The organism is Saprospiraceae bacterium, assembly GCA_016713025.1.
Taxonomy (GTDB): Bacteria; Bacteroidota; Bacteroidia; order Chitinophagales; family Saprospiraceae; genus OLB9.
Genome location: JADJPZ010000004.1, coordinates 4,041,882 through 4,054,476, shown reverse-complemented (window position 1 = coordinate 4,054,476; position 12,595 = coordinate 4,041,882). Strand labels below are relative to the sequence as shown.

Sequence of the window (12,595 nt, the reverse complement as noted above, 5' to 3'; positions counted from 1 at the left end):
ACTATTTGTAACTTGTGCTTACTAAACCAAATGATCTATAACTGACTCTCGATGGTTCCAGTTTCTACCTGCTGAAAGCAGATAAATGCAACTGCGATCATATTATTTATGAATCAGTCTAGTGCCTGATAGATTTAAATTCAACATCTGATTGATCATTTTATGACCATGCGTTGATGATAATAAGATTTATTGTGAAGGTACAATTTTATTAAAATCTGTAGTCAATGCATTATGTAACTTGCCCAGCTTTAGCGGGATGCTTGATGTGTGGGATCGTAGTTAGAGAATTCGAACATTTGGATAGACATCGAAGTAAGGTCATAGATTGCGTTTTCTCAAAAATTAATGAGTAAACCAAATGTTCATCAAAATTGATTTCAATAAAATATTTAAACTCTTCCCTAAGTTTTTTTATATTAGGAGGCTGTAAAATATTTTGTGTAAACAAAACTTCAAAGAATTATGGCTGAATCAAATTATCCTCAAAGATAATTAAAATTTCATTATGAGTAATATGCCAGTTATGAATTGGCATTGTCCATTTAACTTGAATTTGCTGAATAGCAAGATATACAGATTTCAAGGCTGCCTGATCATTTGGAAAAAGTGTTTTGGTTTTGGTAAATTTTCTGATGGCTCTGTTGAGGCCTTCAATGGTATTAGTGGTATACATAATTTTACGAATGTTAGTAGGATACTGAAACATGGGAGATAGATTTGACCAGTTTGCTTCCCAACTTTTAATGGCATAGGCATATTTAGACCCCCATTTTGCTTTAAAAGCTTCAAAAGCAATGAGAGCAGTTTCCATATTTAAAGCGGCATAAACAGTTTTTTAAATCAGCCAGGAAGGCCCTTCTATCTTTCCATGGGACAAACTTCATAGAGTTTCTGATTTGATGAACGATACAAAGCTGGGATACGGTATCGGGGAAAGCAGTTTGAATGGCCTGAGTGAATCCTGTAAGATTGTCAGTGCATGCAATGAGCATCTTTTTAACGCCCCTGTCTTTGAGCTCATTTAAGACAGAAAGCCAAAACGCGGCAGACTCGTTGGCGCTCATCCAGATGCCCAAAACTTCTTTGATCCCATTGGTTTTCAGTCCTATAACGATATAAATACTCTTGTTGATGATTTTATTATCCTGCCGGATTTTAAAACAAATACAATCCATCCAAACGATGTAATAAGTATTATCCAAAGGTCTGTTTTGCCATTCCTGGATAGCCGGAATCATTTTGTTTGTAATATCTGAAACAAAGGTTTTAGAAACGTCTAAGCCATAAATTTCCTGAATTTGAGCTGTTATGTCATCAGTGCTCATACCTCTACTGTAAAGAGATGTAATGACAGATTCTACTTTCTCAGTGGTAGTTTGGCCCTTGGGAACAATGATAGGCTCAAATTCACCGTTACGATCCCGTGGAATATCCAACTCTACCTGTCCTTGTGTAGTGCGTATCTTTTTCTTATAAGACCCATTCCGGGAATTACCTGAATTAATCCCATCGGGCGAGTGTTTTGAATAGCCTAAATGATGACTTAGTTCAGCTTTTAAAAAGTTCTTGAATGCCATCTTTGTAAAGACCATTCATAACATTGTCAAAATCATTAAGAGACTTGACATCCTGAAGAAATTCAGAGAGATTAAGATTAAATTTGTTACTTTGCATAACTATTAAATTTGTTAGGTTAAAAAATGTGTCTGTACTTGGTCGCACAAACATATTAAAAAATTTTCCATCTGTGGGGGGTACCCCCCACAGATGGAAGCCTAACTCCTTGATACTAGTTTACACAATCTTTCTTACACTCCCTATATTAGAAGTTTTCCCTACTTTCATTGCACATCTTTTAATTAAAGACTGCACTCCTATTTTTTACGAATCCTATCTAAAGCTTGACCATTGTTTTAACTTTCCTAAACCTGCCTAATCATAATGCATGTAACTTTTATACATCAACACTTTGACGAAATGATGTTTTTCCTCAATTGATTTAGAAGTTTCTGCATCTGCTTCAACTCTTTGATTTTATTTTCGATGGACAATAACTTTTCATCGCAGACAGACAACTTATCTTCTGCAGACAATTTTTTATTATACCAAGCATCAATTAAGTTGGCAATTTCACTAATGGTAAAACCAATGGACTTTGCCCCTTTGATGAGATTTAACTTTTCAACCGTTTCTTCATCGTAATGAAAATAATTGTTTGACTTGACATCTTCAAGCCGTTTACCTTTTATCAATCCCGACTTTTCATAAAATCGAATGGTATGGGCGGTAATTCCCGTTCGCTTTGAGAGTTCATTTATTAACATCTGATAGGAATTTGGAGCAAATTTACAATATTTAAAAATAAATTGCAAGTATAGACTATACTCTAATGTTGTATGTTTGAAATATTGAACATATTTTTGCTAAAAATTTAAAAAATAATAAAAATATGACATTTTCAACAATCGCATTAATTGCTGCAATAGCCACCTTAGGCTATAGTTACCCCCAAAAATCGGACAGCAAGTTAAATAAATTTTTTTACACTAAATTTGCTGTTTATGACAAAGAGAAAATTAACATCAGTATTTAAGAGCAAGGTGGTTTTAGAGGCTCTTAGTGAGCGATACAGCTTATCTGAGTTAGCTCAAAGACATCAGGTTGCACCTACTCAAATTTCGACATGGAAGAAAGAATTTCTGAGTAACGCATCGGTGGTTTTCGAAAAAAGTACCTCCAAGACCACAGAATCTGTGCCAACGGATCGGGATGAACTATTAAGGACAATCGGGGAACAGAAGGTTGAAATTGACTTTTTAAAAAAAAGTTTAAAGAGACTGGGTTGAACATGCTGCCATTAATTCAAAAGGATCATCCCGGGATAAGTATTTCGCACCAGTGCAAATTGCTTGGTATAAACCGAAGTACTTACTATTATACTCCAATAGCGGAAGCTGCACTGAATCTGGAGCTCATGCGGCTCATGGATGAGCACTATCTGCTGCATCCATACAAAGGCGTGCCACGGATGTATATATGGCTGAAGATGGACAAAGGCTACCAGATCAATATAAAACGAATAGAACGTCTGTATTATAATCTGATGGGACTTAGAGCCATAGTACCAGGTCCACATACTTCGAAACGGCATCCTGAACATGCTGTGTATCCCTATTTGCTTAGGAATGTGGAAATTACCAATCCTAATCAAGTATGGGCTACCGACATCACTTATATCCCGATGCTGTACGGTTATTTGTATCTGATGGCCGTTATAGATGTGCACAGTCGCTTTATTTTAAGCTGGGATATATCCAACACGATGGATGCGACTTGGTGTGCTGGTCTAGTTCAGAATAGTATAACACGTTGGGGAATACCGCAAATAATTAATACAGATCAGGGGTCACAGTTTACGGCTGCTGAGTTCACTGCCACGGTACTGGACAATGGTATCAAACTGAGTATGGATGGCAAAGGCAGGGCCATAGACAACATCTTTATAGAGCGATTCTGGCGGACACTAAAGTATGAACACGTGTATTTGAATCCGACAAGTGATGGGAAGGAATTATATAAAGGAATTGATACATATATGAATTATTACAATATGGAAAGAAGGCATGAGTCATTAAACTATTGCACACCTTATTCACAATACCAACAAAAAAACAAATAAAATAAAATGAGCAAAATAAGGCATTCTAAGAGTTATCCACATATCTTTGTTTTGTTAACAAAGAAAAGAAAAAAAAGTAACAAAAAAGAAAAGAAACATATAATAATAAATAATAATATATTTATTATAAATTAAGATTAAACTGTCCGAACATTGGGGGTAGCTATAGGCTTAGGTTTTGGATTTTTATTTTCTAGCGCTTTCATGCTGAAACAATGGGGAATGCAAGCACCCGATGAAGCCAAAGTAATGTCCCATAGAATTGGGGCGGTTTATTTAGGACTTTCTACAATGATGTTTTTAGCAAGAACCAGTATGCCAACCACAGAAGCCATTGCTATTGGTGGTGCAGTAATCACAGGGCTTTTAGCTATTATGGGCTTATTCGAGCTAAAAAATGGTAAAGTGAGCAAAGGAATCTTGGTTTCAACAGTGGTAGAAACGCTACTTACTATTGGTTTTCTTTCAACATTAATGCAATAATCATTATGCCAAAATACAACATTCATAAAGATTTTACTTTCCTACGTTTTGTTCCAAATACAAAGAAATGGATGGTACCGGCATTCAATGCCTTGTTTAAATGGCATTTTAATTCCACTAAAGCTCCGCAAAACATTGAGGTAACTTCCCATCAAATAAAAGGCTTTGAGAATAAAGACATTGACGTATTGGTTTTCAAGCCAAAAAATATTCAAGCCAATGCACCTTGTTTGGTGTATTGTCACGGTGGTGGCTTTTTTATAGAAGCGGCGCAGGCACATAAAAAAATGATGTTTGCATATGCTGAAAAAGCAAATTGTATTGTCGTTTTTCCTCATTACAGAGTGAGTTTGAATAATCCATTTCCGACAAGTTTGGAAGACTGTTATGCAGCCTTAAAATGGACAAACGACAATGTAGCATCACTTGGAATTGACAAAGGAAAAATTGCAATAGGTGGCGATAGTGCAGGTGGAAACTTAGCGGCTTGTATTGCACAAATGACAGTAGACCGACAAGAAATAAAATTGTGTTTTCAATTGTTGGTTTATCCAGTTTGCGACCATACGTTAAGCACCAAATCGATGCAGGAATTTCAAGACACACCACTTTGGAATGCACCAAGCTCAAAACTCATGTGGGACGTTTATTTAAAAGGCAAAGACAGAACTCATTTACCCAAGTATGTTTCAGCATTACAAAGGACTGACTTAAAAGGTTTGCCACCTGCATACATTGAAACTGCTGAATTTGACTGCTTACGAGACGAAGCCATATTATATGCTCAAAAATTAACTGACACAAACATAGAAGTAGAATTGAACCAAACAAAAGGCACAATTCACGCATACGACATCATTGAAAAAAGTAGCATTACACAAGACAGTATTCAAAGAAGAGTAACTGCATTAATAAATGCGTTTGAATGACAAAAATAAGAGCAGTTAAAGTGTATTGGTAAAAGTAAGGCAATTTGAAAATGTGATTTTCAAAGCCTGCCTTTGTCAATTATTTTTGTGAATTGATCCCAGCCCTAATTATTATCATCAGAAAATCTGATCAAAGTCATCAGCCGCCTTTTGAAAAGTTGATGACCTCTTGCCTACATTTGTCATGCCAAAAACTGTTTTGATCTCGAACCAAATAATATCCAAATGAACCATAAAAGATCTTGGGCAGAACCCTACAGAATAAAAATGGTCGAACTGCTCAAAATGACCAGTGAAAAAGACCGTAAAAAAGCTATCAAAGAAGCTGGTTACAACACTTTTCTGCTTAAAGCCGAAGATGTATATATCGATCTGCTGACTGACAGCGGCACCAATGCTATGAGCGATCTCCAGTGGTCAGCATTCATGACCGGAGATGAAGCTTATGCAGGAAGCAAGAGCTTTTACAATATGGAAAAAGCCATACAAAAGTATTATGGATACAAATACATCATTCCAACCCATCAGGGCCGAGGCGCTGAAAATATACTGTCAAAAATCCTGATAAAACCCGGCGATATCGTACCCGGAAATATGTACTTTACCACTACGCGATTGCATCAGGAGCTTGCAGGTGGTACTTTTGCAGATATCATCATCGATGAGGCGCATGATTCAAAGAGCCTTTATCCATTCAAAGGAAATGTCGATCTTGAAAAACTTGATGCGATTGTAAAAAAACACGGATCAAAAAAAATACCCTACATCAGCATCGCTACCAACGTCAATATGGCCGGTGGCCAGCCTGTCAGCATGGCCAACCTAAAAGAACTCCGCGCTTATACCCAAAAACACGGTATTCGTATCATCCACGATATGACCCGGGTAGCTGAAAATGCCTATTTCATTCAGCAACGCGAAAAAGGCTACGAAGACAAATCTGTCATGGAAATAGTCAAAGAGATATGTTCGTATACAGACGGTGCCACCATGTCTGCCAAAAAAGATGCTTTGGTCAACATAGGTGGTTTTATGGCTACCAATGAGTGGGATGTATATGAAGAAGCCAGAAATCTGGTGGTAGTGTATGAAGGATTGCACACATATGGTGGTTTGGCAGGCCGGGACATGGAAGCTATAGCTGTTGGGATCAAAGAAAGCCTCGATGACAATCACCAGCACGCACGTGTAGGTCAGGTTGATTACCTTGGCCATAAAATGATGGAATTTAACATACCCATAGTGTTGCCGATAGGTGGGCATGGTATCTTTGTTGATGCCAGAGAGTTTTTACCGCACCTTACTCAGGATCAGTTTCCGGCACAGTGTCTGGCAGCAGAAGTCTATATCGATTCCGGAGTCAGGACGATGGAGAGAGGTATCGTTTCGGCAGGCAGAAAACCTGACGGTACCAATTATTATCCCAAACTTGAACTCGTCAGGTTTACCATGCCCAGACGTGTTTACACTCAGGCACATATGGATGTCATAGCTGAGTCCGTGGCCAATGTATATGATCGAAGACACAAAATCAAAGGCCTTAAGATGGTTTATGAACCTAAATATCTGCGATTTTTCCAGGCAAGATTTAAGAAATTGTGAAATATGCCGACTTCCCGAAAAATAAAATTGACTAAAAAATTTACTTTTGACATGGCCCATGCATTGTACGGCCATGATGGTCAATGTAAAAACATACATGGACACACCTACCATCTCGAAATAACGGTAGAAGGTTATCCCTTAAGCCGGCCAGGATCTACAGATGACGGTATGGTCATGGATTTTGGTGACATGAAGAGGATCGTGCATGACGCCATTGTTAAAAAACTGGACCATGCACTGGTTTTAAATCAAAATGCACCATATTCGGATGATAAAGATTTTTTAAATCAGTTTGAAAAGGTAGTGATTCTGCCCTTTCAGCCGACATGCGAAAATTTGGTTTTATATTTTGCAGATATACTGGTTGACCAATTTGAATCAGGTATAAAATTGTACAGCATCAGACTGGATGAAACACCTACGTCTTATGCCTTATGGACCAATGATTAAGGCGCTGATTTAGGAAATTAAGCTGTAAAGCAAAGCTGCTGCCAGAGCGCCAATAATGGGACCAACTACGGGTATCCAGCTGTATGACCATTCATTATCCCCTTTGTGCCGAATGGGCAAAAAGGCATGGACTATTCTCGGGCCCAGATCTCTGGCAGGATTGATGGCATAACCGGTAGGACCACCTAAACTAAGGCCAATACCCAGCACAAGTAGGGCTACCGGAAGCGCATCCATGGCTCCCAGTGAAGCGGCAGGTGCTGCCATAAACAAAACTCCGGACACCAGGACTACTGTGCCGATGATTTCGGTGATGAGATTGTTCCATGTACTGTTTATAGCAGGAGATGTGCAGAAAGTCGCCCTGATGGCACCAGCATCCAAAGTCTCGTCATAATGTCCTCTGTAAGCCAGCCAAACGATGACCTGGCCAGTCATAGCACCGATAAACTGTGATAAAACATAACCCGGGACCAGATTAAGTTCTATTTTTCCTAAATATGCCATGGCTATGGTCACCGCAGGATTCAGGTGTGCGCCACTGCCGGCAGCTGCAACAAAAACACCGGTAAAAACTGCCATAGCCCACCCAAAGGTGATGACTATCCAGCCACTTCCATGGCCTTTGGTTTTGTTAAGTACCACATTTGCGACTACTCCATTACCCAGTATGATCAATAAAGCTGTTCCAATGATTTCAGAAATGTAAGCTGTCATATCGTTTTGATTTTAAAAATAATAAAATACAATTAACAATTTTATGTCCAATGTCGTTTAGATAAGGAATTTTTCTTTGTTTTTACCCTATCTAAATCTTTTCCTTGAAAGGGAAAGACTTCATAAAGATGTCTTATCTTAACGACATTGATTTTATGTCTGTGAAGACTGAGACCAATAGTTTTCTGCAACTGTCTTAAATGTAGCTATTTGATGCTCAAACCAATCATCGTCTTTTCCGGTCTCAGATTGCAGTATTTTGCAAACCTTCGGTGCAGCGACCAAAGCTGCATTTGCATCCAAAAACAATAATCTGATCCTTCTGGCCAGGATATCTTCCAGTGTACAAGCCATTTCATGTCTGATCGCAAATAAAACATCGGCCACTGTAAATGTATAATCGGGATGGATTCTATCTGTATGATCCTCATCTGAAACTGACCTTTGAACATTCAGGTGCAGCGCCCGGGTTTTGGTACGTGCATATGGCAGTTGTGTATGCGTTTTAAGTGCCAGATTGATCACATCTCTGGCCATCTTACGGTAAGTTGTCCATTTTCCGCCTGTGATGGTAATCAAACCTGACTTGGAGAAAATGATAGTATGATCTCTGACTAAGTCCGCAGTGGATGTGATATTTTGTTTTTTGATCAGTGGCCTCAACCCTGCAAATACAGATATGATGTTTTCATAATCAATATGTGTCTGCATGTAAGCATTAAAATTGTTCAGAATAAAATCAATTTCTTCCTTTTCAGCTTTGGGCTCCTCGCAGATATTGTCCGTATTGGTATCCGTCGTCCCGATGATCACCTTATCATACCAGGGCACGGCAAACAGTACGCGGCCATCAGTTGTTTTTGGTATCAGCATAGCATGAGGGCTGCTATAAAAACTTTTGTTTACCACAATATGAATGCCTCTGGATGGTTTGATGATATTATGATGTGAGGGATTATCCATTTTCATGATTATATCTGAAAAAACACCCGTCGCATTAATCGCAATGGTACAGGAAGGGGTATAAACTTCTCCACTCAGCATATCGGTAAGCTCAACTCCGCGTATTTTGTGGTTACCATCATATAAAAATGATTGGACAGACATATGATTGATAACCGTTGCCCCGTGATCTGTGGCAGTGCGAGCCAGTGCAATACATATCTGACTGTCATCAAACTGTCCGTCAAAATACCTGATACCTCCTACAAGCGATCTTTTATTGATTTCAGGTATTTTTTTGATCACGGCGCTGCTGTTCATCATTCTGGTCTTTCCGATGCTGAATTTTCCGGAAAGGATATCATAAAGTATCAGGCCAAAAGCATAATATATAAATCTCCACCAACTATATACAGGTAAAACAAAACTCAGCTTTTTGGTGGCGTCTGACGCATTATTTAAGAGAAACCAACGCTCCTGAAGGGCATCTTTGACCATATTAAAATTACCCTGCTCCAGATACCTGACACCTCCGTGTATCAGCTTGGTAGATCTGCTGGATGTACCTTTGGAAAAATCATATTTTTCGACGCACAATACTTTGTAACCTCTGCTGGCAGCATCCAGCGCAGAACCAAGCCCCGTAGCGCCTCCGCCTATGATGATAAAATCCCAGTGACTTGCGGATTGAAGTTGTTGTATCTGCTTTTTTCTGTCCATACAGTGACATTTATTCCGTCTGTGCAGTCCTTACGGCTTTTTTCCATCCGTCCACCAATGATGCTCTTTTCGCCTCGTCTATGGTGGGGACAAAGGTAGTATCAGCCAGCCATTGCTGTTTTATTTCTTCGATATTGTTCCAGAATCCGGTGGCAAGCCCTGCAAGATATGCCGCTCCAAGAGCCGTGGTCTCTGTAACAGCGGGTCTGATCACTTTGCATTGGAGCATATCGCTCTGAAACTGCATCAGAAAATTATTGACAGTAGCACCGCCATCTACCCGCAGTTCCCGGATCCGGATGCCGGCGTCTGATTCCATAGCCTGCAAAACGTCCAGAGTCTGATAAGCAATACTTTCTATCGAAGCCCTGGCAATGTGTGCTGCGGTAGTGCCCCGGGTCACGCCCGATATTGTACCGCGCGCATGCTGATTCCAGTAAGGTGCTCCCAGGCCTGTAAATGCAGGTACTATATATACTCCGTCACTTCCATCAACAGAAGTGGCAAGTGATTCTACTTCATCGGAGGATCGTATGATTTTAAGTCCATCTCTCAGCCACTGCACTACCGCTCCGGCAATAAAAACGCTTCCTTCCAATGCGTAATGTACGGTATCACCTATTTTCCATGCTACGGTCGTTAGGAGCTTGTTTTTGCTGATGACTGCTTTTTCGCCGGTATTCAGGAGCATAAAACAACCTGTACCATAAGTGTTTTTGACCATGCCGGGCTCGATACACATCTGTCCGAACAATGCAGCCTGCTGATCTCCGGCTATGCCTGCGATCGGTATCCGCGCTGAAGTAAAAATCTGATCTGTTTATCCGTATATCTCACTACTGCTCCTGATCTGTGGCAACATATTGCCAGGAATGTCGAATATATCCTGCAACTCACCATCCCATTGGAGTGTATGGATATTGCAGAGCATGGTTCTGGATGCATTGCTGACATCGGTGGCGTGTATCTTGCCTTGGGTAAGTTTCCACAGCAACCAGGTATCTATAGTGCCAAAGCACAGTTTGCCCTTCTTTGCTTTTTCCCGGGCATCTTCCACATTGTCAAGAATCCACTTTATTTTAGTAGCACTGAAGTATGCATCGATGACAAGACCTGTCTTTTGTTGTATCAATGCAGCTTTGCCTTCTGCTTTTAGTTGATCACAATATGCTGCTGTCCTCCGGTCCTGCCAAACGATAGCATTGTAGATGGGTTCGCCGGTATCCCGATCCCAGACTACTGTGGTTTCTCTTTGATTGGTGATGCCGATACCTGCAATTTGATCCACTGAGATACCGGCTTTTGTGATCACTTCAGCGGCAACACCTATCTGTGTAGACCATATCTCATTGGGGTCGTGCTCAACCCATCCTGCCTGTGGAAAAATCTGAGTAAATTCCTTTTGGGCTACGTCCTTGATATTGCCTGCGTGATCAAAAATGATCGCCCTGCTGCTGGTGGTACCCTGGTCAAGAGAGAGGATGTAAGAATTCATGATGGAATATGGTTTTTATTCAAGCCAAAGATAATGGAGATATTCAATTTCTTATTACATGCACATTAAAAAAATAATCTTGGGTTTTTGCCGGGAGGCATTTCCATAAAAGATATACATGGTAGGTCTATAAGAAATACGTAATAAAAAATAAAGAAATACGTGTGTAAAACCAAAGCTTTTGCACCACATTTAATTTACCCCAACATACCCAAGCCCACCCATCACCATAAATAGGAAAATTAAATATGTACTTTTGTCTTTTAATGAATTGAACGTAAATGAACATCTACCAAGAAAAAATAAATAAAGTCCTGTCATACATCGACTTCCACCTTGACGAAAAGCAAGATTTGGAGCAATTGGCTAATATGGCCTTTCTTTCCAAATTTCATTTCCATAGAATTATTACTTCCTATTTAGGTGAATCACTTGCTACTTACATTAATAGAATCAAATTAGAGAAAGCAGCCACACTTTTAAAATATTCAGACAATGCAATAGAAAAAATTGCCTATTCCATCGGATACGAAACACCAACTGCTTTTACAAAAGCTTTCAAAAAAGCATTTAAGGTTTCACCTACCGAATTAAGAAAAGCAATAGCGGTAGTTTTAATATAAACACAGCACATAAACCTACAAGAGATTTTTCACTTACCTCTGAACTAAAAAATATAAAGCCATTTACGGTACTTTCCAATCAAGTAAGAGGAATAGTTGGTGATAAAAAAACGTATGATGGTTGGGCCGATTTATTATCATTTGCTTATCAACTTAAAATTATTAACACACAAACGAAATCTATTGCGGTTCACTGGGATGACCCAACAATAACCCAAGAAAGTAATATTCGTTACGATGCTTGTGTTACCATTAGTACAACGATAAACGACACTAATAAATTTTCAATAAAACAATTTAGCGGTGGTAAATATTTATGTGTGTTATATAAGGGTGATTATAAATATTTACCAGATGTGTACAATCAAATTTTTAGAGATTTTATTTTCAAACAAAATTACCGCCTACGGGAAGAACCCATTTTTGAAGAATTTTTAAACAGTATAAACGACACTAATAAAAATAACTTACTAACCTTAATTCATATTCCAATAGAATAGCAAGATTGGATAGGTAAACATTAATAAAGTTTATTATTTTTGCCTTTTAAGTTAAATAAATAACAAATGATAAAAAAAACAATTTTACCCATTCTAATATCAACCATTTGGATTAGTATTTCCGAATTTGTTCGCAACACTTTCCTTGTTCACTCCTATTGGGTTGAGCATTACCAAAATTTAGGAATGACATTTCCTGAGCAACCTGTCAATGGAGCTGTTTGGGGTATTTGGTCTTTGTGTTTTGCGATAGCAATATTTATTTTTGCTAAAAAATTCACGTTGTTACAAACAACCTTTCTTGCTTGGTTTATTGGCTTTGTATTGATGTGGTTGGTGATTGGCAATATGGGCGTTTTGCCATTCGGAATCCTACCAATTGCTATCCCATTAAGTTTACTAGAAGCTTTTATAGCAAGTTGGATCATTAAAAAAATGACAGTTTAAAA

At 38.8% G+C, this 12,595-nt stretch carries 12 protein-coding genes and 2 pseudogenes; 9 read left to right on the top strand and 5 right to left on the bottom strand.

Annotation, left to right across the window (positions count from 1 at the left end):
• Window positions 1-463: 463 nt before the first annotated feature.
• Window positions 464-1,677, bottom strand: a pseudogene (locus IPK35_23655) (IS256 family transposase).
• A 287-nt stretch (window positions 1,678-1,964) separates the two neighbouring features.
• On the bottom strand, window positions 1,965-2,327 hold the full coding sequence (locus IPK35_23650) for a MerR family transcriptional regulator (protein MBK8056183.1): 363 nt from the start codon (window positions 2,325-2,327) through the stop codon (window positions 1,965-1,967).
• A gap of 237 nt (window positions 2,328-2,564) precedes the next feature.
• On the opposite strand from IPK35_23650, the gene IPK35_23645 reads away from it, so the two are divergent.
• The 6 genes from IPK35_23645 (at window position 2,565) to queD (ending at window position 7,149) form a co-directional block, all read left to right on the top strand.
• Window positions 2,565-2,849, top strand: coding sequence for a transposase (locus IPK35_23645; protein ID MBK8056182.1), 285 nt, complete (start codon window positions 2,565-2,567; stop codon window positions 2,847-2,849).
• A gap of 2 nt (window positions 2,850-2,851) precedes the next feature.
• Entirely contained in the window at window positions 2,852-3,682 is an 831-nt protein-coding gene (locus IPK35_23640) for an IS3 family transposase (protein MBK8056181.1), read from the top strand.
• Between the two features lie 153 nt (window positions 3,683-3,835).
• Window positions 3,836-4,165 (top strand): hypothetical protein, encoded by a 330-nt coding sequence (locus IPK35_23635; GenBank protein ID MBK8056180.1) that lies wholly within the window; start codon window positions 3,836-3,838, stop codon window positions 4,163-4,165.
• A 5-nt stretch (window positions 4,166-4,170) separates the two neighbouring features.
• On the top strand, window positions 4,171-5,094 hold the full coding sequence (locus tag IPK35_23630) for an alpha/beta hydrolase (protein MBK8056179.1): 924 nt from the start codon (window positions 4,171-4,173) through the stop codon (window positions 5,092-5,094).
• 225 nt (window positions 5,095-5,319) lie between these two features.
• Entirely contained in the window at window positions 5,320-6,696 is a 1,377-nt protein-coding gene (locus IPK35_23625) for a tyrosine phenol-lyase (protein MBK8056178.1), read from the top strand.
• Between the two features lie 3 nt (window positions 6,697-6,699).
• A complete protein-coding gene (gene queD / locus IPK35_23620; protein MBK8056177.1) occupies window positions 6,700-7,149 on the top strand; it encodes a 6-carboxytetrahydropterin synthase QueD in 450 nt (149 codons plus the stop codon).
• A 9-nt stretch (window positions 7,150-7,158) separates the two neighbouring features.
• Here queD and IPK35_23615 read toward each other — a convergent pair whose 3' ends face one another.
• From IPK35_23615 to glpK, 3 genes and pseudogenes are all read right to left on the bottom strand, one after another.
• Complete coding sequence (locus IPK35_23615) at window positions 7,159-7,866, bottom strand: aquaporin family protein (protein ID MBK8056176.1); 708 nt, start codon at window positions 7,864-7,866, stop codon at window positions 7,159-7,161.
• A 153-nt stretch (window positions 7,867-8,019) separates the two neighbouring features.
• On the bottom strand, window positions 8,020-9,528 hold the full coding sequence (locus IPK35_23610) for a glycerol-3-phosphate dehydrogenase/oxidase (protein ID MBK8056175.1): 1,509 nt from the start codon (window positions 9,526-9,528) through the stop codon (window positions 8,020-8,022).
• Between the two features lie 10 nt (window positions 9,529-9,538).
• A pseudogene (glpK, locus tag IPK35_23605) lies at window positions 9,539-11,023 on the bottom strand (glycerol kinase GlpK).
• Between the two features lie 281 nt (window positions 11,024-11,304).
• Here glpK and IPK35_23600 point away from each other — a divergent pair.
• The 3 genes from IPK35_23600 to IPK35_23590 all read left to right on the top strand — a co-directional run bounded on the left by IPK35_23600 (window position 11,305) and on the right by IPK35_23590 (window position 12,593).
• Window positions 11,305-11,646: a helix-turn-helix transcriptional regulator gene (locus IPK35_23600; protein MBK8056174.1), complete on the top strand. Its 342-nt coding sequence runs from the start codon at window positions 11,305-11,307 to the stop codon at window positions 11,644-11,646.
• Window positions 11,613-12,146 (top strand): GyrI-like domain-containing protein, encoded by a 534-nt coding sequence (locus IPK35_23595; protein MBK8056173.1) that lies wholly within the window; start codon window positions 11,613-11,615, stop codon window positions 12,144-12,146. The genes IPK35_23600 and IPK35_23595 overlap by 34 nt, the downstream gene beginning before the upstream one ends.
• Window positions 12,147-12,212: 66 nt before the next feature.
• Window positions 12,213-12,593, top strand: a complete 381-nt coding sequence (locus IPK35_23590; protein MBK8056172.1) for a hypothetical protein — start codon at window positions 12,213-12,215, stop codon at window positions 12,591-12,593.
• The last annotated feature ends 2 nt before the right edge of the window (window positions 12,594-12,595 follow it).